Origin of the sequence: Actinophytocola xanthii (genome assembly GCF_001921205.1) — a bacterium.
Classification (GTDB): Bacteria; Actinomycetota; Actinomycetes; order Mycobacteriales; family Pseudonocardiaceae; genus Actinophytocola; species Actinophytocola xanthii.
This window is the reverse complement of record NZ_MSIE01000024.1, coordinates 54,318-79,139: the sequence shown is the minus strand read 5'-3', so window position 1 is coordinate 79,139 and position 24,822 is coordinate 54,318. Positions and strand designations below refer to the sequence as shown.

General features: G+C 71.3%; 20 protein-coding genes. 8 read left to right on the top strand and 12 right to left on the bottom strand.

The window, feature by feature from the left end; all coding sequences use genetic code 11:
- Positions 1 to 20 precede the first annotated feature (20 nt).
- Complete coding sequence (locus BU204_RS14380; protein ID WP_075126158.1) at positions 21 to 2,027, top strand: prolyl oligopeptidase family serine peptidase; 2,007 nt, start codon at positions 21 to 23, stop codon at positions 2,025 to 2,027.
- Here BU204_RS14380 and abc-f read toward each other — a convergent pair.
- Positions 2,020 to 3,630, bottom strand: a complete 1,611-nt coding sequence (gene abc-f, locus BU204_RS14375) for a ribosomal protection-like ABC-F family protein (protein ID WP_075126157.1) — start codon at positions 3,628 to 3,630, stop codon at positions 2,020 to 2,022. The two genes, BU204_RS14380 and abc-f, sit on opposite strands and share 8 nt — an antisense overlap.
- A 98-nt stretch (positions 3,631 to 3,728) precedes the next feature.
- Between abc-f and BU204_RS14370 the strand changes: the two genes are divergently transcribed.
- Complete coding sequence (locus BU204_RS14370) at positions 3,729 to 4,358, top strand: TetR/AcrR family transcriptional regulator (RefSeq protein WP_075126156.1); 630 nt, start codon at positions 3,729 to 3,731, stop codon at positions 4,356 to 4,358.
- Here BU204_RS14370 and BU204_RS14365 read toward each other — a convergent pair.
- The 4 genes from BU204_RS14365 to nrdR form a co-directional block, all read right to left on the bottom strand.
- Positions 4,347 to 4,940 carry a TetR/AcrR family transcriptional regulator gene (locus BU204_RS14365; RefSeq protein WP_075126212.1) on the bottom strand — a complete coding sequence of 198 codons (594 nt, stop codon included), beginning with the start codon at positions 4,938 to 4,940 and terminating at the stop codon, positions 4,347 to 4,349. The two genes, BU204_RS14370 and BU204_RS14365, sit on opposite strands and share 12 nt — an antisense overlap.
- Complete coding sequence (locus BU204_RS14360) at positions 4,930 to 5,715, bottom strand: SDR family NAD(P)-dependent oxidoreductase (RefSeq protein ID WP_075126155.1); 786 nt, start codon at positions 5,713 to 5,715, stop codon at positions 4,930 to 4,932. The genes BU204_RS14365 and BU204_RS14360 overlap by 11 nt, the downstream gene beginning before the upstream one ends.
- A gap of 201 nt (positions 5,716 to 5,916) precedes the next feature.
- Complete coding sequence (locus tag BU204_RS14355) at positions 5,917 to 8,724, bottom strand: vitamin B12-dependent ribonucleotide reductase (protein WP_075126154.1); 2,808 nt, start codon at positions 8,722 to 8,724, stop codon at positions 5,917 to 5,919.
- A 143-nt stretch (positions 8,725 to 8,867) separates the two neighbouring features.
- Positions 8,868 to 9,341: a transcriptional regulator NrdR gene (nrdR, locus tag BU204_RS14350; protein WP_075126211.1), complete on the bottom strand. Its 474-nt coding sequence runs from the start codon at positions 9,339 to 9,341 to the stop codon at positions 8,868 to 8,870.
- A gap of 1,734 nt (positions 9,342 to 11,075) precedes the next feature.
- Between nrdR and lexA the strand changes: the two genes are divergently transcribed.
- Complete coding sequence (gene lexA / locus BU204_RS14340; RefSeq protein WP_198942876.1) at positions 11,076 to 11,810, top strand: transcriptional repressor LexA; 735 nt, start codon at positions 11,076 to 11,078, stop codon at positions 11,808 to 11,810.
- Between the two features lie 15 nt (positions 11,811 to 11,825).
- On the opposite strand, the gene BU204_RS14335 is transcribed toward lexA, so the two are convergent.
- From BU204_RS14335 to BU204_RS14315, 5 genes are all read right to left on the bottom strand, one after another.
- The gene (locus BU204_RS14335; RefSeq protein WP_075126153.1) at positions 11,826 to 12,854 is read right to left on the bottom strand and encodes an esterase-like activity of phytase family protein; all 1,029 of its coding nucleotides are present in this window, start codon (positions 12,852 to 12,854) and stop codon (positions 11,826 to 11,828) included.
- Between the two features lie 53 nt (positions 12,855 to 12,907).
- Positions 12,908 to 14,359 carry a GTPase HflX gene (hflX, locus tag BU204_RS14330; protein WP_075126152.1) on the bottom strand — a complete coding sequence of 484 codons (1,452 nt, stop codon included), beginning with the start codon at positions 14,357 to 14,359 and terminating at the stop codon, positions 12,908 to 12,910.
- Positions 14,360 to 14,431: 72 nt separating this feature from the next.
- On the bottom strand, positions 14,432 to 15,274 hold the full coding sequence (gene dapF / locus BU204_RS14325; protein ID WP_075126151.1) for a diaminopimelate epimerase: 843 nt from the start codon (positions 15,272 to 15,274) through the stop codon (positions 14,432 to 14,434).
- Between the two features lie 454 nt (positions 15,275 to 15,728).
- Positions 15,729 to 16,622 carry a tRNA (adenosine(37)-N6)-dimethylallyltransferase MiaA gene (gene miaA, locus BU204_RS14320; protein ID WP_075126150.1) on the bottom strand — a complete coding sequence of 298 codons (894 nt, stop codon included), beginning with the start codon at positions 16,620 to 16,622 and terminating at the stop codon, positions 15,729 to 15,731.
- On the bottom strand, positions 16,619 to 17,341 hold the full coding sequence (locus tag BU204_RS14315) for a class III extradiol ring-cleavage dioxygenase family protein (protein WP_075126149.1): 723 nt from the start codon (positions 17,339 to 17,341) through the stop codon (positions 16,619 to 16,621). Before BU204_RS14315 ends, miaA begins: the two co-directional genes overlap by 4 nt.
- A 232-nt stretch (positions 17,342 to 17,573) precedes the next feature.
- Here BU204_RS14315 and BU204_RS14310 point away from each other — a divergent pair, with 232 nt between their 5' ends.
- Complete coding sequence (locus tag BU204_RS14310) at positions 17,574 to 19,079, top strand: DUF349 domain-containing protein (RefSeq protein WP_083661306.1); 1,506 nt, start codon at positions 17,574 to 17,576, stop codon at positions 19,077 to 19,079.
- A gap of 240 nt (positions 19,080 to 19,319) precedes the next feature.
- Here BU204_RS14310 and BU204_RS14305 read toward each other — a convergent pair whose 3' ends face one another.
- Positions 19,320 to 19,814, bottom strand: a complete 495-nt coding sequence (locus BU204_RS14305) for an Rv2732c family membrane protein (RefSeq protein ID WP_075126148.1) — start codon at positions 19,812 to 19,814, stop codon at positions 19,320 to 19,322.
- Entirely contained in the window at positions 19,811 to 21,289 is a 1,479-nt protein-coding gene (miaB, locus tag BU204_RS14300) for a tRNA (N6-isopentenyl adenosine(37)-C2)-methylthiotransferase MiaB (RefSeq protein ID WP_075126147.1), read from the bottom strand. Before miaB ends, BU204_RS14305 begins: the two co-directional genes overlap by 4 nt.
- A 173-nt stretch (positions 21,290 to 21,462) precedes the next feature.
- Here miaB and BU204_RS14295 point away from each other — a divergent pair, with 173 nt between their 5' ends.
- The 4 genes from BU204_RS14295 to BU204_RS14280 all read left to right on the top strand — a co-directional run bounded on the left by BU204_RS14295 (position 21,463) and on the right by BU204_RS14280 (position 24,792).
- Entirely contained in the window at positions 21,463 to 22,191 is a 729-nt protein-coding gene (locus BU204_RS14295) for an amino acid ABC transporter ATP-binding protein (protein WP_143229512.1), read from the top strand.
- 67 nt (positions 22,192 to 22,258) lie between these two features.
- Complete coding sequence (locus BU204_RS14290) at positions 22,259 to 23,107, top strand: glutamate ABC transporter substrate-binding protein (RefSeq protein ID WP_075126145.1); 849 nt, start codon at positions 22,259 to 22,261, stop codon at positions 23,105 to 23,107.
- A 90-nt stretch (positions 23,108 to 23,197) separates the two neighbouring features.
- Positions 23,198 to 23,869, top strand: coding sequence for an amino acid ABC transporter permease (locus tag BU204_RS14285; protein WP_075126144.1), 672 nt, complete (start codon positions 23,198 to 23,200; stop codon positions 23,867 to 23,869).
- Positions 23,866 to 24,792 (top strand): amino acid ABC transporter permease, encoded by a 927-nt coding sequence (locus tag BU204_RS14280; RefSeq protein WP_075126143.1) that lies wholly within the window; start codon positions 23,866 to 23,868, stop codon positions 24,790 to 24,792. The genes BU204_RS14285 and BU204_RS14280 overlap by 4 nt, the downstream gene beginning before the upstream one ends.
- The last annotated feature ends 30 nt before the right edge of the window (positions 24,793 to 24,822 follow it).

Below are 24,822 nucleotides of genomic sequence, written 5' to 3'. Positions count from 1 at the left end.
GTGGCAGGCAGACTCGGGGCATGACCGATGACGACCCGTACCTCTGGCTCGAGGAGGTCACCGGGGAGACCGCGCTGGACTGGGTCCGCGCGCGCAACGCCGAGACCGTCGCCGAGCTGACCGGCGCGCCCCGCTTCGCCGGCCTGCGCGACGAGGTCCGCGAGGTGCTCGACGCCGAGGACCGCATCCCGTACGTGCGGCGGCGCGGCGAGCACCTGTACAACTTCTGGCAGGACGCGCAGCACCCGCGCGGGCTGTGGCGGCGCACCACGCTCGAGTCCTACCGGAGCGCCGAGCCCGAGTGGGAGGTCGTGCTCGACGTCGACGCGCTGGCCGCCGCGGAGGGCGAGAGCTGGGTGTGGCAGGGCGCCACCGTGCTGCGACCCGGGTACCACCGGGCGCTGGTCGAGCTGTCCCGCGGCGGCGCGGACGCGGCGGTGGTGCGGGAGTTCGACCTCGTCGCGCTGTCGTTCGTCGAGGACGGCTTCTCGCTGCCGGAGGCCAAGAGCCAGGTCGGCTGGATCGACGAGGACCGCGTCTACGTCGGCACGGACTTCGGGGAGGGCTCGCTGACCACCTCCGGCTACCCCCGGGTTGCCAAGGAGTGGCGGCGCGGTACCCCGCTCGCCGAGGCGACGACGGTGTTCGAGGGCAAGCCCGACGACGTCTCCGCGGGCGCCTTCCACGACCCCACCAAGGGGTTCGAACGCGACTTCGTCTACCGCAGCCTGGACTTCTACCGCCGGGAGAAGTACCTGCGGACCGCCGACGGCCTGGTCCGGGTGGATGTACCCGAGGACGCGGAGACCTCCGTGCACCGGGAGTGGCTGCTGGTCAGCATCCGGTCGGAGTGGACGGTCGGGAAGGTGACCCATCCCGCCGGCTCGCTGCTCGCGGCCCGGTTCGACGACTTCCTGGCCGGTCGGCGCGAGCTCGACGTGCTGTTCTCGCCCGACGAGCACACCTCGCTCGCCTATCACACCTGGACCCGCAACCACCTGGTCGTGGCGACGCTGGTCGACGTCAAGAGCCGCTTCGAGGTGCTCACCCCCGGGCCCTCGGGCTGGACCCGCGCACCACTCGCGGGGGCACCCGAGGTCGGCGCGGCCGACGTGCTGGACACGAGCCCGGACCTCGACGACGAGTACCTGCTCAACGCGAGCGGCTACACCCAACCGGCCACGCTCTACCGCGGCGAGATCGGCGGCGGGGTCGAGGTGCTCAAGCGGGCCCCGGCGTTCTTCGACGCCGAGGGGCTGGAGGTGGCCCAGCACTTCGCGACCTCCGAGGACGGCACGCGGATCCCGTACTTCGTGGTGCGACGCCCGGACGCGGACGGACCGACCATGCTCTACGGCTACGGCGGGTTCGAGGTCTCGCTCACCCCGAGCTACAGCGGCGTGATCGGGCGCGGCTGGCTCGCCCGGGGCGGGACCTACGTCGTCGCCAACATCCGCGGCGGCGGCGAGTACGGGCCGACGTGGCACAGCTCGGTGCTGCGCGAGCAACGGCTGCGGGTCTACGAGGACTTCGCCGCGGTCGCCCGCGACCTGGTCGCCCGCGGAATCACCCGACCGGAGCGCCTCGCGATCCATGGCGGGTCCAACGGCGGGCTGCTGATGGGCGTCATGCTCACCCGCTACCCCGAGCTGTTCGGCGCGATCGTGTGCCAGGTGCCGCTGCTGGACATGCGCCGCTACCACCGCCTGCTCGCCGGGGCCTCCTGGATGGCGGAGTACGGGGACCCCGACGAGCCGGCGGACTGGGAGTTCCTGCGGGAGTACTCGCCCTACCAGAACGTCCGAAGCGGACAGCAGTACCCGCCCACGTTCATCCTGACCTCCACCCGCGACGACCGGGTGCACCCCGGGCACGCCAGGAAGATGGTGGCCCGGCTGCGCGAGCTCGGCTACGACGTGCGCTACTACGAGAACATCGAGGGCGGCCACGGCGGCGCCGCGGACAACGAGCAGTTGGCGTTCAAGTGGGGCCTGGTGTTCGAGTTCCTCTGGGAGCGGTTCAGCTGACGAGCCGGCCGGCGACGAGCTCCACCTGGCTGCCCCGGAACCGGCGGCGCAGCGCGCGGTCGTGCGAGACCACGACCAGAGCGCCCGGGAACTCGTCGACGGCCGTCTCGAGCTCCTCGACCAGTGTGAGCGAGAGGTGGTTGGCCGGTTCGTCGAGCAGCAGCAGGTCTGCCCGGCCGGTCACCAGCCGCGCGAGGCTGAGGCGCCGCCGCTGGCCGGCCGAGAGCACGCCGACCGGCACGGTCAGGTCGGCCCGGCGGAACAGTCCGAGCGAGCACAGCCGCTCCGCGTGCTCCTCCGGGGTGCCCGGCCGGCCGGCGCCGAACGCCGCGAGCAGCGTGCGGCGCGGATGGTCGGGCGAGACCTCCTGGGCGAGGTAGCCGATCCGCCCCCGCCGCACGACGGAGCCCTCGTCCGGCTCGAGCGCGCCGGCGAGGACGCGCAGCAGCGTGGTCTTGCCGGCGCCGTTCGGCCCGTGCACGAGCACCCGCTGCCGACCGCCCACCGCGAACTCGGGAACCCGCAGCCGCTCCCCGACCCGCACGCCGCGCAGCTCGACGCCGGCTCCCGCTGAGCCGCCGGAGAGGTCGGCGGTGAGTCGGAGCGGATCCGGTGGACGCGGGACCGCCGTCGCGTGCAGGCGCCGCAGCCGCTCCTGGGCGTTGCGCACCCGGCTGGAGACCGAGCTCTGCACCCGGGCGCCGTGGCGGGAGTAGGAGACCTTGTTGCGGTCCTTCATCTCCCGACCGGGTGCGACGCGGTGCGCCGTGGTCGCCGCGAACTCGGTCAGCTCCTCGACCTCCGCACACCAGCGCCGGTAGGACTGCTCCCAACGGTGGCGTGCCGCGGCCTTGGCGGACAGGTAGCCGCGGTAGCCCTCGCCGTGCCGGGTCAACGAGGCACGGTCGCCGTCGACCTCGACGATCGCGGTCGCCACACGTTCGAGGAACACGCGGTCGTGGGAGACGGCGACGACGGTGCCCCGGTGGGCGCGCAGGCGGTCCTCGAGCCAGCCGAGCGCCGCGGCGTCGAGGTGGTTGGTCGGCTCGTCGAGCAGCATCACCTCCGGCGCCGCGGCCAGCAGGCAGGCCAGGCCCAACCGCGCCTGTTCGCCGCCGGACAGCGTGCCGAGCCGACGGTCACGGCCGATGGCGGCGAGGCCGAGCGCGTGCCGGGCCCAGTCCACCCGAGCGTCGGCCTGGTAGCCGTCACGCAGCTCGAAGGCGGTCAGCAGGTCGCCGTACTCCGCCAGCTCGGCGGGCGGGCATGCCGGGTCATCGAGCACGGACTCCAGTTCCCGCATCCGCCGTTCCATGGCGCGCAGGTCCGCGAGGGCGTTGTCGATCGCGTCGCCGACCGTCTGATCGGGCGCCAGCTCCGGGGTCTGGCCGAGATAGCCGAGACCGGACGCCACGACGACGACCTCGCCCTCGTCGGGACGTTCCCGCCCGGCGAGCAGGCGCAGCAGCGTGGACTTGCCGGAGCCGTTCTCGCCGACGACGCCGACGCGCTCGCCGGGACGCACCGCGAGCGACACACCGTCGAACAACAACCGCTCACCGAAGGACTTGCGCACGTCGCGCAGGGTCAACTGAGTAGGCACAGCACCTCCAAGACAGCCCGGACCGATTTCGGGGGATGTCTCAGAAGTCCATGTCGGCCAACTCCTTAATGCGACTCAAGTTGCATTAGTATGCTGCCATGTCCTCGCCGGCGACACAACCCGATTTCGGCTCGGCCCGTCCGGGGGGTCGGACCGCACGCACGCGGGCCGCGGTGCGGGACGCGACCCTGGCCGAGCTCGCCGCGCACGGCTACCGCGGCCTGACCGTCGACGGTGTCGCCGAACGCTCCGGCGTGCACCGGACCACGGTGTACCGCAGGTGGGGTGGGGTCGACGGGCTGGTCGTCGACGCGCTGGACCTCGCCGGCGAGGACGGCTGGCAGCCTCCGGACACCGGCGGTTTCGCCGGTGACTGCCGGGCGCTGGCCGCCGAGGTGCACCGCTCCTTCGCCGACCCGGCCCAGGGCGCGGCGTCGGCCGCGGTCGTCGCCGCCTCGTTCCAGTCGCCGCGGGCCGCCGAGGCACTGCGCGGGTTCTACGCCGACCGCAACGCCCGCTCGGAGGTGATCGTGAGCAGGGCGGTCGACCGCGGTGAGCTTCCGGCGGGGACGGACGCGGCAGCGGTGGTGCGGGCGGTGGTGGCGCCGCTGTTCCACCGGCTGTTCATCACCCGCGAGCCGCTCGACGCCGGCGTGGCCGAGCAGGCCGCGGAGGCTGCGGTGGCGGCGGCGCTGGCCGGGGTGTTCCAGCTGCCCTCAGGTGCTTAGCGACGCCCAGACGCGGTCGGGGAGCAGGCGGGCGGCCCTGCTCGGGTGGAGGTCGACGGCGCCGGCGAGCCAGCGGCGGGAGAGCTCGGCGACCGGACCGATCAGGAGCATCTCGAGCAGCGGGTCCGGCAGGTCGACGATCGACCCGGCGGCGACGTGCGGGGCCAGCCAGGCGCGGATCCGCCGCATCCTCGGCGCCTTCACGGCCTCGATCGCCTCGGCGTGGGCCGGGAGGTAGCTGGCGTAGGCCGAGGCGTGGATGAACCGAGCCCGGTCCGGGTGTTCGACGACGAACTCGAGGTAGGCGAGGACGACCGCGCGCACCCCGCCCCGCGCGGTCCGAGCCCGCTCGCAGGCCGCCGCGATCTCGTCCAGCAGCTCACCCATGCACCGGGCGTACAGCGCGCCGGCCAGCCCGTCGACGCTGCCGAAGTGGTGGTACAGGCTCCCCAGGCTCACCCCGCTCGCGGCCAGCACCGCCTGCACGGTGAACCCGTCCCGACCGGACGACTCGTGCACCGCCAAGGCGGCGTCGAGTAGCCGGTCGGCCGTCTCCCGGCCGCGACGCTGCCTAACCGGCATCGCGGGCACCGGTCAGCTCGACGGCCTGGCGCCAGAGCCGTTGGGCCAGGTCCTCGTCGGCGGGCCCCGGCTTCTCCTCGTCCACCTCGAAGTACCGGCCGGTGAGCCCGTCGGGGTCGGCCAGCCGCACCACCGGCCTCGCCCCCGCTTCCGGCGGCTGCCAGGTCCGCTTCACGAGCCTGAGCACCAGCCCCAGCGGACCGCCCGGGTCGCCGAGCCGCGTGCGGATCACGCCCGGGTGGACCGCGTTCACGCTGATGCCGGCGTCCTGCCAGCGCCGCGCGAACAGCGGGAGCAGCAGCAGGTTCGCGAGCTTGGTGTCGCAGTAGGTGCGGATGCGGTGGAAGTCCTTCCCGGTGGGGGTGCGGTCGGGGTCGACCCTGCCCTTGACGTACAGCCCCGCGCTGACCTGGACCACCGTCCGCAGCCGGTCCTCGAGGGCGAGGTTGAGCTGGAACGGAGCGAGGTGGTTGACCGCGAACGCCAGCTCGAGCCCGTCCTCGTTGTGCCGCGGCGACGTGGGCCACAGCCCGGCGTTGTGCACAAGCACGTCGATGGTCGGGCACTCCGTCCGCAGCGCGTCCGCCGCCGCGGCGACCGTCCGCGCACTGGACAGGTCGCCCGGCACCACGTCCACACCGAGCGCGTCGCGGACCCGGTCAGCCGCCGTCGGGTCCCGGACGAGGGCGACCACGCGGAAGCCCTTGTCACGCAGGGACTCCGCCACCGCGTACCCGATTCCCCGGTTGCCGCCGGTCACCACAGCAGTCCGCATGGCCGTGACTCTAACCAGAACCTTCTTCTAGAACAAGATTCTAGTCAGCCATCCCCCTGTCACATCCCCACCCCCTCGCTTCGTCATGGTGGTGACACAGCATCACCACACCCGACGACGACGAAGGTCCAAACGATGCCAACCAGGGGGAACCGAAACGGTGGTGGGGCCGACCAGGGGGCGGCCCCACCACCGGAAGGGTCAGCTGCAGCCGGAGGTGGAGCCGCAACCCTCGCAGACGTAGCACGACCCGGCGGGGCGCATCTTCGTCCCGCAGGTCATGCACAGCGGGGCGTCGGCCGCCTTGCCGAGGTGGAGTTCCAGCAGCTCGGTCGAGCTGTGTGCCTCGGTGAGCTCCGGCTTGCTCTGCGCGGACTCCTCGACCGCGGGGCGGGGCGTGGCGTCCACAGAGGTCCGCAGCCCTTCCAGGTCGACGTCGGGCGCACTGGCGTAGTCGGCGTTGACCTGGGCCGCCCGCTCGTCAGCGGTGAAGACGCCGAGCTGGGCTCGCTTCTCGTAGGGCAGGTAGTCCAGCGCGAGGCGGCGGAACAGGTAGTCCAGCACGCTGGTCGCGATCCGGACGTCCGGGTCGTCGGTCATCCCGGCCGGCTCGAAGCGGAGGTTCTGGAACTTCGAGACGTAGAACTCGAGCGGGATGCCGTACTGCAGACCGACCGAGATGGACATCGAGAACGCGTCCATGACACCGGCCAACGTGGAGCCCTGCTTGCCGAGCTTGACGAAGATCTCGCCGAGGCCGTCATCGGGGTAGGAGCCGGCGTGCAGGTAGCCCTCCGCGCCGCCGACGGTGAACGAGACGGTCTGCGACGGACGCTTCTTCGGCAAGCGCTTGCGGACCGGCCGGTACTCGATGACCTTCTCGGGCTCGGCGTCCTTCTTGGTGCCCTTGCCGGCCGACAGCGGCTGGCCGACCTTGCAGTTGTCGCGATAGATCGCGAGCGCCTTGAGGCCCAGCTTCCAGCCCTCGTAGTAGATCTGCTCGACGTCCTCGATGGTGGCCGACTCCGGCATGTTCACGGTCTTGGAGATCGCGCCGGAGACGAACGGCTGCACCGCGGCCATCATCCGCACGTGCCCCATGGGGGCGATCGAGCGCTCGCCCATCGCGCAGTCGAACACCTCGTAGTGCTCGCGACGCAGGCCGGGCGCGTCCACGACGTGGCCGTGCTCGGCGACGTACTCGACGATCGCCTCGATCTGCTCGTCCTGGTACCCCAACGCCTTGAGCGCACGCGGCACCGTCTGGTTGACGATCTGCATCGACCCGCCGCCGACCAGCTTCTTGAACTTCACCAGCGCCAGGTCGGGCTCGATCCCGGTGGTGTCGCAGTCCATCATCAGGCCGATGGTGCCGGTGGGCGCGATCACCGAGGCCTGGGCGTTGCGCCAGCCGTTGGCCATGCCGATCTGCATGCCACGCTGCCACTCCTGGGTGGCCAGCCGGTGCACGGCCGCGTCGTTGTGGTGGTAGGTGCGGATGAGGTCGTTGGCCGCGGCGTGCTTGCGCATGACCCGCTGGTGCGCCTCGGCGTTGCGGGCGTATCCCTTGTAGGCGCCGACGACGCCGGCGAGCTCGGCGGAGCGCCGGTAGGCGGTGCCGGTCATCAGCGAGCTGATGCCGGCCGCGAGCGCCCGGCCACCCTCGGAGTCGTAGGCGTGGCCGGTCGCCATCAGCAGGGCGCCCAGGTTGGCGTAGCCGATGCCCAGCTGGCGGAACTTGCGGGTGGTCTCGCCGATCGGCTCGGTCGGGAAGTCGGCGAAGCAGATCGAGATGTCCATCGCGGTGATGACGAGCTCGACCGCGCGGGAGAACAGCTCGGCGTCGAAGGTGCCGTCCTCGCGCAGGAACTTCATCAGGTTCAGCGACGCCAGGTTGCAGCTGGAGTTGTCCAGGTGGAGGTACTCGCTGCACGGGTTGGAGGCGGTGATCCGACCCGACTCCGGGCAGGTGTGCCAGTCGTTGATCGTGTCGTCGTACTGCACGCCCGGGTCGGCACACTCCCACGCGGCCTGGGCCATCTTGCGGAAAAGGGACTTGGCGTCGATCCGCTCGATCACCTCGCCGGTGATGCGGGCCCGCAGCCCGAACTCGTTGCCGGCCTCGACGGCGTGCATGAACTCGTCGGAGACCCGGATCGAGTTGTTGGCGTTCTGATACTGCACGGAGGTGATGTCGGCGCCGCCGAGGTCCATGTCGAAGCCGGCGTCGCGCAGGACCCGGATCTTCCGCTCCTCCTTGGCCTTGGTCTCGATGAACTCCTCGACGTCCGGGTGGTCGACGTCGAGCACGACCATCTTCGCGGCACGCCGGGTGGCACCCCCGGACTTGATCGTGCCGGCCGAGGCGTCGGCACCGCGCATGAACGAGACGGGACCGGAGGCGGTGCCGCCGGAGGAGAGCAGCTCCTTCGACGAGCGGATGCGGGAGAGGTTGAGCCCGGCGCCGGAGCCGCCCTTGAAGATCAGGCCTTCCTCGCGGTACCAGTTCAGGATCGAGTCCATCGTGTCGTCGACGGCGAGGATGAAACAGGCCGACACCTGCTGGGGCGAGGAGGTGCCGACGTTGAACCAGACCGGCGAGTTGAAGCTGAAGACCTGGCGCATGAGCATCCAGGTGAGCTCGTGGGAGAAGACCTCGGCGTCCTTCGGCGTCGCGAAGTAGCCGTGCTGGGTGCCGGCGTCCACATAGGTCTTCACAACGCGGTCGATCAGCTGCTTGAGCGAGTGCTCACGCACTGGGGTGCCCACGGCTCCCCGGAAGTACTTGCTGGTGACGATGTTCGTCGCGTTGACCGACCAGAAGCTGGGGAACTCCACACCCCGCTGCTCGAAGTTCACCGAACCGTCGCGCCAGTTCGTCATCACGACGTCGCGCTGTTCCCAGGTCACCTCGTCGTAGGGGTGCACACCCTCGGTGGTGAACACCCGCCGCACGGTGAGCCCTCGGCCTGTCAGCTCACTCTTCGACGTGTCGACGGTTTCCGTCATGACCGGTCCCTCTCCCTCGTTGTTCGCTCGCCCCACACCTGCCACCGGGTGCACCGCCCGATGAGTTCCCGCAACTGCCTTGCCCTGCCCTGGTGCCGCGTGTCCTGGTGTGGACACCCGCACCGCGCGCCGCCTACTCCGACTCATGTCCCCTCGCGCTCCGCCTTCTTCGCCATGGCCGCCCGCAGCCCGGCGATCTCCTTCTCGAAGTCCTCGATGGAGGAGAAGGAGCGGTAGACGCTGGCGAAGCGCAGGTAGGCGACCTCGTCCAACTCCCGAAGCGGCCCGAGGATCGCCAGCCCCACCTCGTGGCTCGGGATCTCGGCGGCCCCGGTGGACCGGATCGCGTCCTCGACCCGCTGCGCCAGCTGCTGCAGGTCGTCCTCGTTGACCGGCCGCCCCTGACAAGCCCGCCGAACCCCCGTGACGACCTTCTCGCGACTGAACGGCTCCGTGACGCCCGACCGCTTCACGACCGCGAGCACCGCCTCCTCGACGGTCGTGAACCGCCGACTACAGCTGGCACACGAGCGCCGCCGCCGAATGACCTGCCCCTCATCCACCTCACGCGAGTCGACGACCCTCGAGTCGGAGTGACGGCAGAACGGACACCGCATACCGCTCACCCCCTCAACCTCACACGCCGCGCGCCAACCCACCATTGGTGATCATCTTGTGGATGCCCAGTGGACAACCCGTGGACAAGGGCCACCCAACCTGTGGACTAACTACAGCGATGTAACTACTAGATGTTGGGGTCGACCGTATGCCCAGACGCCACATGATGCAAGTCGCGCCACCGCGACACGCGGAGCCACCCCGGTCCCCCCGGCGCGTCGCCCAAGAAAAGAGGACGCCCCCACCCTCCAGCAGCCAAGCTCGACCCCACGCCCACCCTCAGTCAGCCCACCCCCACGCCGCGCACCCTCACCGAGCCGCGCCGGCGACCGGCCGAGCTATGCCGGCGGCTGACCGAGCTACGACGACGCTGGCCGGGCCGCGCCCCAGCCAACCCCTCCGCCCCGAGCCAACCAACTCCACCCCGCCGGCCTCACTTCATCGCCCGAACCAGCGGACCCGAAGGTGGCGTGAAGCATGGTTCCGGGTGACGTGCACCACCGACAGCACCAGTGACCGCTACAGCAACGAGCGGAGGCACTCACCGAGACAACCAACAGGACCCGAACACTGGCCGAGCCACTTCAGACCAACCACCCGCCAAACCCCGGCAACCCCCAGCCGAACGCCCTCACCAAAGATCACCCTCCCAGGAGGGGACCCCTGGCATCCCGTCGACCTGGCGAAGCCCGATCGCGCCGTGTCAAGGGGGCACACCACACGCCAACCCTCACGAGCAACGGCACGCCCCCCTTGACGCGGCGTGATAGCCCTCCAGGGAGGTCGACGGGATGCCAGGGCCTCCCTCGAACGAACCGCAACCCGACCTCCACAACCCCCGGCATCCCGGAGACCTGCCCGTCCGGCGAGGACATCCACGAAGAACCAGTAGCGCCGACCCAGTGACGCCGCACCAACCGTTGCGCGCCAGTCAGTCGCCGACGACCCCACCGCTCCCTAACGCGCCCCGTCCCAGCCGCTCACCCCACGCCGTCAACGACCAGACGGAACATGAAGCGGCTGCCCCGGCCGCACCCCGCCCACAAGGTCCCCGTTCAACTCCCGAATCCGCTCCACGACCGCTCCGGGATCACTCCCCGGTGCCACCCGAGCGGCCAGCTCGGCCAAGCTCTCCCCCGGCTGCACCCGCACGACCTCAGTCCGCGCCGGCACCGGCTCCGCCCCGGCACTCGCCAACGTCCCGACCCCCACCACAGCCAGACACATCGCCGCCCCCACCGCGACCAACGTCAGAACCGACACGCGCTGCCGCGGCCCACACTCCCCCCGCGCGACAACCCGCGGCACGCCCACAGCCGCCCGCCGGTTCGGCGGACCGACCCGCCCACCCCCGCTGACCCGCCGCGCGGGCACCCTGACCGGGTCGGCGGCAGCCGTTCGCTGGACCGGCACGCCCCGCTCGGCCCGCCCCGTCCTGTGCGCGGTCACGCTCATGACTGCCTCCCGTACCGCTCTCGCACACCGCCCGACGTCGAACAGTCGTTCGATCGAACCTTCGTGCGAATTTGTAGCACAGGGCACCGACAGAAAACGAGACCCACACGGCGTGTCGTCGAACAGGTGTTTGATCTCGTCGTGGCTGACCGTTAACGTCGAAGTCGCAGTTGAAACGGACAGTCACAGCGGATCGAGACAACGGTCCGAGCGCAGGGAGGCAGGCAGTGCCACGCAAACCCGGAGGAATCCCCAAGGGCGTGCCCAAGCGGAAGCCGCTGCGGGGCAACCTCCGCACTCTTCCCGAAGTCAACGCCGGCGACGATACGGAACTGCCGGTCCGCCAGCGGGAAGTGCTCGAGGTGATCCGCACCTGGGTCGAACGGTTCGGCTACCCGCCGAGCGTCCGGGAGATCGGCGAGGCCGTCGGGCTGACCTCCACCTCCTCGGTCGCCTACCAGCTGCGCGCGCTCGAGCAGAAGGGGTACCTGCGCCGCGACCCGAACCGTCCCCGCGCGATCGGCGTGCTGCCGCCCGACGCGATCCCGGTGCCGGCCGGGCCGGACGTGGCCGCGACGCTGGTGGCGGACAGCGCAGACGATGACACCATCGCCGCGACCGAGACCGACACCGCTCCGCGCGCGGCGTACGTCCCGGTGCTCGGCCGGATCGCGGCCGGCGGTCCGATCCTGGCGGAGGAGGCGGTGGAGGACGTGTTCCCGCTGCCCAAGGAGATCGTCGGCGAGGGGTCGCTGTTCCTGCTGAGGGTGACCGGTGACTCGATGGTCGACGCGGCCATCACCGACCAGGACTGGGTCGTCGTGCGCCAGCAGCCCACCGCGGACAACGGGGAGATCGTCGCCGCCATGATCGACGGCGAGGCGACCGTGAAGACGTTCAAGCGCAAGGACGGCCACGTCTGGCTGATGCCGCACAACGAGGCCTACGAGCCCATCCCGGGTGACGACGCCACGATCCTCGGCAAGGTCGTCGCGGTCCTGCGCCGCCTCTGAGCCCGGTCCGCGCTCCTAACGCCGTGCCGCGCGGCGACGGAAGAACAGGACCGCGCCTCCCACCAGCACGAGGGTGACCACGGCGGCCGGAACGGCGGGCAGCCCGTCCGCTCCCCCCGACCGGCCGCTGGTCGCCCCGCCGGCCCCGACACCCTCCTGCCCGCGCTCGGAGGGTGGGGGCTCCGGAGGCGCGACCAGCTCCGCCGCTCCGGCGACGAGCCGAACCGGCTCGCCGACGTTCTCGGAGGCGGACACGAGCGTTCCGTCAGGTTCGAACGCGATGGCCTCGCCCTGTGCTTCGTTCGGCAGCGGCACCCGGACGGCGTCGCCGTTCAGGGCGCCCATCACGTCGGTGCCCTCGACCCGCCACAGGTAGGCGTCGGTGTACGTCCGCAGCGCGATGACCTGCCCGTCTCGGCTGGTGGCGCCGCCGGTGACGGTGACCGAACCGACGACGCCCGGGACCGGACCGCCCGGCGTCTGGGTCGGGGCGATCCGCACCGAGCCCACCCGTTCGAGTGGCGTCGGACCCGGGCTGGCGAGCTCGGCGGCCGGCCGGTAGACCGTCGCCGTGCCGGTCGGGGCCTTGGTGACCAGGTAGGGCGTGCCTTCGGCGTCGAGGAGCAGCGCCTCGGTGTCCTGGGGGCCGTCGGGGTAGGTGAGCCGGTACAACGTGGACGTGCCGTCCGGTCGCAGCGCGATCAGCGCGGCGGTGTCGCGGTCCTGGTCGTTGTCTCCGGTGTCGGCGAGCCAGAACGTGCCGTCTCCCGCGACCGCGAGGTCCTCGACGTCGTAGGGGTCGACGGTGCCGACGATCTCCCGCTGAACGGCACAGTCTCGACCGAGCACCTGCACGGTCGCCGCCGTCCCGCCGTCGTTGACGGCGTACCACCGTTCGCCGTCGGCGACCAGCCCGGACAGCTCGCTGAGCCGCGGGTCGCCCAGCGTGCAGGCGACCGTGGGCGCCGCGGGCTGGGCGGCGGCCGCCGGGGCCGGCAGAACCAGCCCCGGCAGCGCGAACGCCGCGACAAGAAGACCCCGCACCCCGCCACCTCCATGACCCGATCCGGGGACCACGGTAGCGGGGTGGGTACGCCTCAGGCCGACGTGCCGTTGACCGAGAAGCTCTCCAGCATGCCGGCCAGGTCGGCCTTGACCTTGGCGGCCAGGACCGTGCCCTGCTCGGTGTGACGCTCGGTCAGGACCTCACCCTCCCGGTGCACGCGGGCGACCAGCTCGCCGCGCGCGTAGGGCACGAGGACCTCGACCTCAACGCTCGGCCGGGGCAGCAGCTCGGCGATCCGCTCGCGGAGCTCCCCGATCCCCGCGCCGGAGTGGGCGGAGACGAACACCGCGCCCGGCAGCAGGTGCCGCAGGCGGGTGAGGGCCAGCTCGTTGGTCGCATCGGTCTTGTTGACCACGACCAGCTCGGTCGGCAACCGCTCCTCGCGCCGGTCGGCGATCTCGCCGAGTACCTGGCGCACCGCCTCGACCTGCCACTCGGGGTTCGGGTCGGAACCGTCCACAACGTGCAGGATGAGGTCGGACTCGGCCACCTCGTCCAAGGTGGACCGGAAGGCGTTGACCAGCTGGTGCGGCAGGTGCCGGACGAAGCCGACGGTGTCGGTGAGCGTGTAGGGCAGCCCGTCGGGCGTGGTGGTGCGCCGGGTGGTGGCGTCCAGGGTGGCGAACAACGCGTCCTCCACCAGGACTCCGGCGCCGGTCAGAGCGTTGAGCAGGCTGGACTTGCCGGCGTTGGTGTAGCCGGCGATGGCGACGCTGGGGACCTCGTTGGCCCTGCGCTGACCACGCTTGGTGGCCAGCACGGTGCTCATGGCCGTGATCTCCTTGCGGAGCTTGGAGATCCGGGCTCGGATGCGCCTGCGGTCGGTCTCCAGCTTGGTCTCACCGGGACCGCGCAGACCCACACCGCCGTTGCCGCCGCCGGCGCGACCACCGGCCTGCCGGGACAGCGCCTCACCCCAACCGCGCAGTCGCGGCAGGAAGTACTGGAGCTGGGCCAGCTCGACCTGGGCCTTGCCCTCCTTCGAGCGGGCGTGCTGGGCGAAGATGTCGAGGATCAGCGCCGTCCGGTCGATGACCTTGACCTTGAGCTTCGCCTCCAGCTGACGCAGCTGGGAGGGCGAGAGCTCACCGTCGCAGATGACCGTGTCCGCTCCCGTGGCGGCGACCACCCCGGAGAGCTCTTCGACCTTCCCGGAGCCGATGTAGGTGGCCGGGTCGGGCCGGTCGCGCCGCTGGACGAGGCCGTCGAGCACCTCGGAGCCGGCGGTCTCGGCGAGGCGGGCGAGCTCGGTGAGGGAGGCCTCGGACTGCTCGGCGCTGCCCTCGGTCCACACGCCCACCAGGACGACGCGCTCCAGGCGCAGCTGGCGGTACTCGACCTCGGTGATGTCCGAGAGCTCGGTCGACAGGCCCGAGACCCGCCGCAGAGCGGCGCGTTCGGAGAGCTCGAGTTCACCCGCAGAGAGCTCAGCCAGGTCAGTCAACCCGTCTTCGGTTTGCCGCTGATTGAGATTCTCTGTCACGTGGTGGAGCCCTCCGTTTGGTCCGATGTGCTGAATGCATAGTCGCATGGTTCAGCAATCGAATCGAGCTAGTTATTCCGCGCGTTCGGCGAGAGCGTTCCACCAGGTCAGGTCCACCTCCCCGCGAGCGACGAATGCCGCGGGGCCGGTGAGCGTGGACGTTTTACCGCTGATCGCGACGTGAACACAGCCCCCGGGAACGTGCACGTCGGCGGCGCCACTGGTTTCGCCCCGCGCGTGCAGCACGCCCGCGACCGCCGCGACCGTGCCCGTGCCGCAGGAGCGGGTCTCGCCCACGCCGCGCTCGTGCACGCGCATGCGGATCCGCTCGGGCCCGTCCACCACTACGAACTCGACGTTCACGCCGTCGGGGAACAGTTCGCGGTCATGGGTGGGCGGCACGCTCAGGTCGAGGTCGTCCAACGAGTCAACGATGCAGACCAGGTGCGGGTTCCCGACGTCCACCGCGACGCCGGCGAACCTCCGGCCTCCGGTCGTGACGGAGGAGTCGGCCCCTACCCGCGCCGCCCCCATGTCTATGGCGACCTCACCGTTCCCGTCGACGCGAACGGCCCGAACCCCCGCCCGCGTGCCGACGGGGAACTCGCGCTCGCCGACCAGTCCGCTGTCGAGGAGGTACCGGGCGAAGACGCGCAGCCCGTTCCCACACATCTCGGCGACGGACCCGTCGGCGTTGCGGTAGTCCATGAACCACATGTCGTCGTCCACGTCCCCCGGACGCCCCTCGACGGCCTTGGCCCGAACGACCCGCAACACCCCGTCGGCACCGAGGCCCGCGCGCCGGTCGCACAGGGCACGCACCCGAGCAGGCGTCAGGTCGAGGACGGCGTCGACATCGGGCAACAGGACGAAGTCGTTCTCCGTGCCATGCCCCTTGAGGAACGAAATGTGCACGTCACCAGCCTAGTGCCGCCCGCAGACAAGCCCCAGCCGTCTCTCCCCACCCGCCTGCAGCCGCCCCAGCGAACAACCCGACCCGCCTGGTGCTTGCCGCCGCCGCCAGCAAACAACCCCACACACACCTGTTGCTTGCCGCGGCCCCCAGTGAACAACCCCCACCCGTTCCCGGGGGCGTCCCGCCTTGCCAGCGTATCGCCCCGTGGGGGTGAACGGGGCGCACGGAGCAACCTGTGGATAACTCGCCATCGCGAACGGAAGACTCGGTGGCAGTGGGCGACCGGGGCGGGCACCCGAGGCGCGCGCCGGAGAGGAGCCAGGCGGGCCAACAACAGGAGCGAAGCGAACGGCCAAGTAGGCACCTGGCCACGAGAAAGGCCGGCGCGGAGTCGGAAACGAACCCTGACCGCTGCCGACGGCGGAAAGACTCGGGGAAGGCCAGACGAGGAACTCAGACGAGGGACAACGCCGCGACGACCAGGTCCGGCCGGGTCGCGTCCAGCCAGTGGACGCGCTCGTCCCGGCGGAACCAGGAGCGTTGCCGCCGAACGAACCGGCGGGTCGCTCTCGCCGTGGCTTCGGCGGCGGCGGCGAGGTCGTGCGCACCGTCGAGAGCCTCCAAAACCTGCTGGTAGCCCAGTGCCCGGGACGCCGTCCGGCCCTCCCGCAACCCCCGCCCCTCCAGCTCACGGACCTCCTCGACCAGCCCCGCGGCGAACATCTGGTCCACGCGGCGGTCCACCCGCTCGTCCAGGACGCTCGTCTCCAGGTCCAGGCCGAGTTGCACCGTCCCCCACCGGGCGGGCCCCGGCCTCGGCATCGTCGCGGAGAACGGGCGGCCGGTGAGCTCGATGACCTCGAGCGCCCGCACGATCCGGCGGCCGTTGGCCGGCAGGATCGCGGTGGCGGCGGCCGGGTCCAGCACCGTGAGGCGATCGTGCAGGGCGGGCGCGCCAGCCACGGCCAGCTCCGACTCCAGGCGCGCCCGGATCTCCGGGTCGGTCCCGGGGAACTCCAGGTCGTCCAGGACGGCTCGGACGTACAGGCCCGAGCCGCCGACGATGATGGGGCGGCGGCCCTTGGCCAGGAGGTCCTCGACGATCGACCTGGCGTCGCGTTGGTAGGCGGCGACCGACGCGGTCTCGGTGACGTCCAGGACGTCCAGGAGGTGGTGGGGCACGGCTCGGCGCTCCGCGGCCGGGACCTTGGCGGTGCCGATGTCCATCCCGCGGTAGAGCTGCATCGCGTCGGCGTTGACGACGGCGCCGTCGAGGGCCTCGGCGAGGGCGATACCGAGTTGTGACTTTCCGGTCGCGGTGGGGCCGACGACCGCGATCGGCCTCATCGGACCGGCGTCCAGACCGCGACGTGGTAGGCGACCCCGAAGGGCACCAGCAGCTTCGCCTCGGCCGGCTTCCAGCGGCGGGCGTCCGCCGCCACGGTCGCGGCCAGGACCTGCCAGGGGGCTCGGCCGACGGCGCCCAACTCCTGGGCCAGGGCGGCGTCCACGGCCAGCAGGGCGGCGGGGTCGGCGGCGCTGAGGGCGGCGTGCACGTCGTCGTCGAACGAGGCGGCGCGGGGGTCGGGGCGGCCGACGGCCTGGTCGCCGTGGCGGTGGGAACCGTCGCCGAGGACCAGCAGGCCCACGGGGGCCGGGTCGGCCAGGTCGCTGGCCAGGCGCTCGCCGTAGGCACGACAGTCCTCAGGCGGCAGGTCGGGCGGTACCAGGTGGACGGCGACCTCCTCGGCCCCCACCCGGGTGCGTAACCACGCCGCAACCAGCGCCGGCAGCGGCAGCGCGGGGTCGGGCTCGGCCACCTTGTCGGACAGGCCCACGACGACGTCCACGCCGAACCCGACGAAGGTGCCGGCCCGGTCCGAGGCCACGACGGACGGTCCGGAGGGGTCGGCGCCGACCGCCACCCAGCGGGGCGCGGCCGCCGCCAGCTCGGCGGCGGCGTCCAGGCACGCCTCGCGGACCAGGCGCGCCGTCGGGTCGTCCGCGCCCACGAGCTCGGGCACCAGCAACGGGGGGTGGGGCACGACGGCGACGCGGACGATCACGGTGCCCGAGGCTACCCATCCCCCCTCGAGGTGAACTCTCCGGACTCAACACGTCACCCTGTGCTGTTGGGGTCCACCGTGGAGTACCGGGGCGCGCCGTGACCTGTTTGAATGCGCGCGGGTACCGCGCGTTTTCTACGGCCCTTTGGCGGGCCGGGTACCGACGTTGCCAGGCCCCGCGGGAGCGGGGCGCCCGCACGGTCGCGGGCGACGCAGGCAGGAGGAGCCGGCCATGACGGACAGGGACACGAGCCAGGACACGAGCGCAACCCCGGTCGAGAGTTCGGCCAACGGCGTCGCCGAGCAGCCGGCCGCGGAGACCACGGGCGAGGCGACAACACCCGAGCAGGCCACACCTGAGCCGGCCACATCCGAGCCCGGGACACCCGAGGAGACGGACACGGCCGCCGGTACGACCGAGGAGGCCCCCGCACCAGGGGGCTCCGCACCGGCTCCGACGACCCAGCGCTCGGCCGCCGTGCCCGCCCCGGCGGCAGCGGCCGGCCCTGTCGCCGAGGCCTCGGCCAACCCCGGCCGGTGGGGCCGCGTCGACGCGGACGGCACCGTCTACGTCCGCACCGAGGACGGCGAGCGGGCCGTCGGGTCGTGGCAGGCCGGTGAGCCCGCCGAAGGCCTCGCGCACTACGCGCGCCGCTTCGACGACGTCCGCACCGAGGTGGAGCTGCTCGAGGCCAGGCTGACCGCCGGATCCGGCGACCCGAAGCACACGCTGACCAACGCGAAGCACATCAAGGAGAGCCTGACCGACGCCGCCCTGGTCGGCGACCTCGCGGGGCTCGCCGCGCGGGTCGACCACGTCATCTCACGCGCCCAGCAGGCCGTCGAGCAGGCCAAGCACGCCCGGGACGAGGCGCGCAACCAGGCACTGGCCCGCAAGCAGGACCTGGTCGCCGAGGTCGAGACCATCGCGGAGTCCTCGACGCAGTGGAAGGCCGCCGGGGACCGACTGCGGGCGATCCTGGACGAGTGGAAGACGATCAAGGGCGTCGACCGCAAGACCGACGACCAGCTGTGGAAGCGCTTCTCCAAGGCCCGGGACACGTTCAACCGCCGGCGCGGCTCGCACTTCGCCGACCTCGACCGGCAGCGCGGCGCGGCCAAGGAGCGCAAGCAGGAGCTCGTGCGCCTGGCCGAGGAGATCTCCGAGTCCGACGACTGGGGTGGCACCGCCGCGCGCTACCGCGAGCTGATGACCGAGTGGAAGGCCGCCGGCCGGGCTCCCAAGGAGGCCGACGACGCCCTCTGGCAGCAGTTCCGGGCCGCGCAGGACAAGTTCTTCAGCCGCCGCTCGGCCGTGTTCAGCGAGCGGGACGCCGAGCTCGTGGAGAACGCGAAGCGCAAGGAGGCGCTGCTCGCCGAGGCGGAGAAGATCAAGCCCTCGGGCGACCTCGAGGCCGCGCGGGCGCAGCTGCACCGAATCCAGGAGCGCTGGGACGAGATCGGCAAGGTCCCCCGCGAGCGGATCCGCGAGCTGGAGGGCAAGCTCCGCGCGGTCGAGGAGAAAGTCCGCAACGCCGCCGACGCGCAGTGGCGAAAGACCGACCCCGAGGCCGAGGCCCGGGCCGCGCAGTTCCGGGAGCGGGTCGAGCAGTTCGAGGCGCAGGCCGCCAAGGCCAGGGCCGCCGGGGACACGCGCCGGGCCGAGCAGGCCGAGGCGCAGGCCGCCCAGTGGCGCGAGTGGCTGGCGGCCGCCGAGAACGCGGTGGCGAGCCGGTAGGCATCGGCCGGGCTCGCGCCCGCGGCCGGCACGCCGACCGCGACCCCGCGGGCCGGTGCCGCACCCGCGTGCCCGCCGCCGAGCGCTCGACGACGACACGCTGCCCGCCAGCAGGGACTGACGGACCGGCGTACGACCTCCGCGACACCGCCAGCCGTTCGACGGCGACGCTGTCCGGCTCGCGGCACCTGCCAGGGCGGCCGGGCCGGTGTGGCGCGCCGGTACCGGCGCGGGCGGTGGTCAGTCCTGGTGCGGACGTGACCAGGCCGTGCGGAACCACTGGATGGCGATGACCACCGTGGCGACCTCGGCGACGATCATGCCGATGCCCAGGTCGCCGCCGGAGGACTGGCGCGACCAGATGGCCAGCACCCCGTCCACCGAGGCGAACCAGCCGCCGAACGCGCACACCCACGTCACCGCCCACCGCCGGGTCACCAGGGCCAGCGCCGAGGTCAGGATGCCGAACAGCACCGAGGTCGCGGCGAACAGCCTCGGCACCAGGCTGGCCTTGCCGGTCGCGTCGCCCGACCCCGTGCCGAGCAGCACCTCGAAGCCGTTGGCGCCGCCGAACCAGGGCAGGATCTGCCCCACGATCAGGACGAACACCGCCACCGCGACGACCAGGGCCCGCGCTCCCAGATCCACGGTCCGCGCCGCCCGGCGCTCCACCTGGTCGATCTCCCGAGCCAACGCGTCCTCCGGGTCCGGCGAGTCGGGCCTGCCCGCGGTCATTGAACCGAACATCCGCCCACGGGCTCCGGGGTCTGGGCGGGCGGGCCGAACGAGGGGATGCCGAGGCCGACGCCGGACGTCCTGGGCCGCAGACCGGCCTCGTGGTGGTCACCCGCGCGGGTCCGGCGGTGGGCCACGACCGGCCCGTCGGCGACGAGGTGGTGCGGCGCCCCGTAGGTGACCTTCGTGTGCACCAGGTCCCCCGGCCGGATCGGCGACGCCGCGCCCTCGGGGGTGAAGTGCACCAGGCGGCCGTCCCGGGCGCGCCCGCTCATCCGCCGGGTGTCGGCGTCCTTGCGGCCCTCCCCGGTCGACACCAGCACCTCGACCGTCGTGCCGACCAGGGCCCGGTTCTGCGCCCAGGAGACCTCCTCCTGCACCGCGATCAGCCGCTCGAAGCGCTCCTGGACGACCTCCTTCGGGAGCTGGTCGGGCAGCTCCGCGGCCGGGGTGCCGGGACGCTTGGAGTACTGGAAGGTGAACGCGCTGGAGAAGCGGGCGGCCCGCACCACGTCGAGCGTCTCCTGGAAGTCCTCCTCGGTCTCCCCGGGGAAGCCGACGATGATGTCGGTGGTGATGGCCGCGTCCGGCATCGCCGCCCGGACCTCGTCGATGATCGACAGGTACCGCGCCTGGCGGTAGGAGCGGCGCATGGCCCGCAGCACTCGGTCCGATCCGGACTGCAGCGGCATGTGCAGCTGGTGGCACACGTTCGGCGTCTCGGCCATCGCGGCGATGACGTCGCCGGTGAAGTCCTTCGGGTGCGGCGAGGTGAACCGGACCCGCTCCAGACCGTCGACGCCCCCACAGGCCCGCAGCAGCTTGCCGAACGCGAGCCGGTCGCCGAACTCGACGCCGTAGGAGTTCACGTTCTGCCCCAGCAGCGTGACCTCGAGCACACCTTCCGCGACCAACGCCTCGACCTCGGCCAGCACCTCGCCCGGCCGCCGGTCCCGCTCCCGGCCGCGCAGCGACGGCACGATGCAGAAGGTGCACGTGTTGTTGCATCCGACCGAGATGGACACCCAGCCGGAGTGGGCCGAGTCGCGGCGGGCGGGCAGCGTGGAGGGGAACACCTCGAGCGACTCGAGGATCTCCACCTGCGCCCGCTCGTTGTGCCTCGCCCGCTCCAGCAGCACCGGCAGCGAGCCGATGTTGTGCGTGCCGAACACGACGTCGACCCAGGGCGCCCGCCGCACGATCTCGCCGCGGTCCTTCTGCGCGAGACAGCCGCCGACGGCGATCTGCATGCCGGGGTTCGCGAGCTTGGTCGGCCGCAGGTGGCCCAGGTTGCCGTACAGCTTGTTGTCGGCGTTCTCCCGGACGGCGCAGGTGTTCAGCACCACGACGTCGGGCACGCCGCCATCGACGGCCGGCCGGTACCCCGCGTCCTCCAGCAGGCCGGCCAGCCGCTCGGAGTCGTGCACGTTCATCTGACACCCGAACGTGCGGACCTGGTAAGTGCGCGTGCTCATCTCAGCTGTCGAGCGTACCCGTGTGACCGAGTTGAGACCTTGGGTGTGGCCCAAGCGGCATCAATCCCGACCCGAAGGAGGGTAGGTTTCCCGCCATTACCCGGCCGCTACCCTGCACACCTGGCCTGATAGCGCGTGGAGGATCGATGACCGAAGTGAACACCACACCACCGATGATCCGGATGGTTGAGGTGGACAAGTACTTCGGACAACTGCACGTCCTCAAGAACATCACCCTCGAGGTCCCCCGCGGCCAGGTCGTGGTGGTCCTCGGCCCCTCCGGCTCGGGCAAGTCCACCCTGTGCCGCGCGATCAACCGCCTCGAGCCGATCAACTCCGGCCTGATCGAGATCGACGGGCGGCCGTTACCGGCCGAGGGCAAGGAGCTGGCGAACCTCCGGGCCGACGTCGGGATGGTCTTCCAGTCGTTCAACCTCTTCGCCCACAAGACGATCGTCGACAACGTCATGCTCGCGCCGCTCAAGGTGCGCAAGACCCCCAAGGCCGACGCGCGGCGGACGGCGATGGAGCTGCTCGAGCGGGTGGGGATCGCCAACCAGGCGGAGAAGTACCCCGCCCAGCTGTCCGGCGGCCAGCAGCAGCGCGCGGCGATCGCCAGGGCGCTGGCGATGCGACCGAAGGTGATGCTGTTCGACGAGCCCACCTCGGCCCTGGACCCGGAGATGATCAACGAGGTGCTCGACGTGATGAGCACCCTCGCCGCGGAGGGGATGACCATGCTCGTGGTGACCCACGAGATGGGCTTCGCCCGCAACGCGGCGAACCGCGTGCTGTTCATGTCCGACGGCGACATCGTCGAGGACGCCACGCCGAACGAGTTCTTCACCGCGCCCAAGTCGGCGCGCGCCAAGGACTTCCTCAGCAAGATCCTGACGCACTGACCAGAGGGATTGACACGCCGCCCGAGGTGCGCACGCGTCGCGGGTGGACAGATCGAAAGGGACGAACATGCGGTTCAGTCGAGTTCTGCGGGCCGGCGCTGTGGTCGCGGCGGCCAGCCTGGCGCTCGCGGCCTGTGGCGGCGGGGGTGACGACGACGGTGGCAACACTGGCGGTGGCGGCGGCGGTGGGGGCGGCGCCGAGTCGCTGACGATCGGCATCAAGTTCGACCAGCCCGGCCTCGGCCAGAAGACGCCGAACGGCTACGAGGGCTTCGACGTGGACGTGGCGACCTACATCGCCAACGAGCTCGGCGTCGAGGCGGAGAACATCGAATGGGTCGAGGCCCCCTCCGCCGAGCGCGAGAACCTGATCAAGCGCGGCGACGTCGACTTCGTGGTCGCGACCTACTCGATCACCGACAAGCGCAAGGCGGAGGTCGACTTCGCCGGGCCGTACTTCATCGCCCACCAGGACCTGCTGGTCCGCGCGGACGAGACGTCGATCACCGGTCCGGACTCGCTCAACGGCAAGAAGCTCTGCTCGGTCACCGGCTCCACCTCCGCCCAGCGGGTGAAGGACGAGTTCGCCAACCAGGTGGACCTGCAGGAGTACGGCGGCTACTCGGAGTGCGTCACCGGCCTCGAGAGCGGCGCCGTCGACGCCATCACCACCGACAACACGATCCTCGCCGGCCTCGCCGCCGCGAACGAGGGCAAGTTCAAGCTCGTGGGTGAGGGCTTCAGCGACGAGAACTACGGCGTCGGCCTGGAGAAGGGCAACACCGAGCTCCGCGACGACATCAACGCCGCGATCCAGAAGATGTTCGACGACGGCGCCTGGGCGGACGCCATCGAGAAGAACCTGGGACCGGCCGGCTTCGAGGCTCCCGAGCCGCCGGAGATCACCGAGAAGTAGCTCATCGGGCAGTAACGATCGACAACGCGGTGGCGCGTCGCACAGGCGGTGCGCCACCGCCCTCACATGTGGGCGAGGGTGCGATAGGCCGTGTTCGACCTCTTCAGCGAAGACTACGACATTCTGGGCGCGTTCTGGGTGACCGTGCAGCTGACCGTGCTCTCGGCCATCGGCTCGCTCATCTGGGGCACGATCCTGGTGGCCATGCGGGTGAGCCCGGTCCCGGTCATGCGAGCCTTCGGCTCCGGCTACGTCAACATCGTCCGCAACACCCCGCTGACGGTGATCATCGTGGCGTGCTCGCTTGGCCTGAGCACGACGCTGGGGTGGACGCTCGGCGGTGACGACTTCGACGAGTCGGGCTTCCGCCTCGCTGTCCTCGGCTTCATCGCCTACACCTCGACGTTCGTCTGCGAGTCGTTGCGCGCGGGCATCAACACGGTGCCGGTCGGCCAGGCCGAGGCGGCACGCGCGCTCGGGTTCGGTTTCCTGCAGGTGCTGACGCTGGTGGTGCTGCCGCAGGCGTTCCGGTCGGTCATCGCCCCGCTGGCCAGCGTGCTCATCGCGCTCACCAAGAACACGACGGTGGCGGCCGCGATCGGCGTGGCCGAGGCCGCGCTGCTGATGAAGGAGATGATCGAGAACGAGAGCGACGCGATCTTCCTGGTCACGGCGATCTTCGCGCTCGGCTTCGTGATCCTGACCCTGCCGACCGGGCTCCTGCTGGGCTGGGTGGCCAAGAAGGTGGCGGTGAAGCGGTGAGCGCGCCCTCGGTTCTCTACGACGCACCCGGCCCCAAGGCCAGGACCCGGAACGCGTTCTACACGGTTCTGTTCGCCATCGCCCTCCTCGCGGCCCTGTGGTGGGTCATCAGCGCGATGAACGACAAGAACCAGCTCGACTGGGACAAGTGGAGCCCCTACCTCGCCGGGACCGAGGCCTGGACGACCTATCTCCTGCCGGGTCTGCAGAACACGCTCATCGCGGCCGGTCTGGCGATGCTGATGGCGCTGCCGATCGGTGCGCTGTTCGGCATCGCCCGGCTCTCCGACCACTGGTGGATCGCCCGCCCGGCGGGCGCGATCGTGGAGTTCTTCCGCGCCATCCCGGTGCTGCTGATGATGTTCTTCGCGAACGAGGCGTATGCCCTGTTCACCGACATCGACCGGGACATCCGGCCGCTCTACGCGGTGGTCACCGGCCTGGTGATCTACAACGCCTCGGTGCTCGCCGAGGTGGTCCGCGCCGGCATCCTCTCGCTGCCCCGCGGGCAGACCGAGGCCGCGCTCGCCGTGGGCCTGCGCAAGGGCCAGCTGATGAGCAACGTGCTGCTGCCGCAGGCGGTCACCGCGATGCTGCCGGCGATCGTCAGCCAGCTGGTCGTGATCGTGAAGGACACGGCGCTGGGCGGTGCGCTGCTCGGCTTCGGCGAGCTGATCAACCAGGCGCGGCCGGCGCAGTCGTACTACGGCGGCAACGCGATCGCCACGCTGATCGTGATCGCGGTCCTGTTCATCCTCATCAACTCGCTGCTCAGCTGGTTCGCCAGCTGGCTGGAGAGGCGGCTGCGGCGGCGCAAGAAGGGCTCCGGCGCGGTGCTCGGCACCGACATGATCGAGGAACAGGCGCCCGGAATGCACCTGACCGGCCGGGCCACCGGAGAGAACACCGCGGGCGGGCTCTAGACCCGGTCCACACGAGACGACGAAGGGGGC

Bases quoted from the DNA above. Each gene is read 5' to 3' on its own strand.
- BU204_RS14380 (WP_075126158.1), top strand. From the start codon at position 21: ATGACCGATGACGACCCGTACCTCTGGCTCGAGGAGGTCACCGGGGAG.
- BU204_RS14370 (WP_075126156.1), top strand. From the start codon at position 3,729: ATGTCCTCGCCGGCGACACAACCCGATTTCGGCTCGGCCCGTCCGGGG.
- BU204_RS14365 (WP_075126212.1), bottom strand. From the start codon at position 4,940: ATGCCGGTTAGGCAGCGTCGCGGCCGGGAGACGGCCGACCGGCTACTC.
- BU204_RS14360 (WP_075126155.1), bottom strand. From the start codon at position 5,715: ATGCGGACTGCTGTGGTGACCGGCGGCAACCGGGGAATCGGGTACGCG.
- BU204_RS14355 (WP_075126154.1), bottom strand. From the start codon at position 8,724: ATGACGGAAACCGTCGACACGTCGAAGAGTGAGCTGACAGGCCGAGGG.
- nrdR (WP_075126211.1), bottom strand. From the start codon at position 9,341: ATGCGGTGTCCGTTCTGCCGTCACTCCGACTCGAGGGTCGTCGACTCG.
- miaA (WP_075126150.1), bottom strand. From the start codon at position 16,622: ATGAGGCCGATCGCGGTCGTCGGCCCCACCGCGACCGGAAAGTCACAA.
- BU204_RS14310 (WP_083661306.1), top strand. From the start codon at position 17,574: ATGACGGACAGGGACACGAGCCAGGACACGAGCGCAACCCCGGTCGAG.
- BU204_RS14305 (WP_075126148.1), bottom strand. From the start codon at position 19,814: ATGACCGCGGGCAGGCCCGACTCGCCGGACCCGGAGGACGCGTTGGCT.
- miaB (WP_075126147.1), bottom strand. From the start codon at position 21,289: ATGAGCACGCGCACTTACCAGGTCCGCACGTTCGGGTGTCAGATGAAC.
- BU204_RS14295 (WP_143229512.1), top strand. From the start codon at position 21,463: ATGATCCGGATGGTTGAGGTGGACAAGTACTTCGGACAACTGCACGTC.
- BU204_RS14290 (WP_075126145.1), top strand. From the start codon at position 22,259: ATGCGGTTCAGTCGAGTTCTGCGGGCCGGCGCTGTGGTCGCGGCGGCC.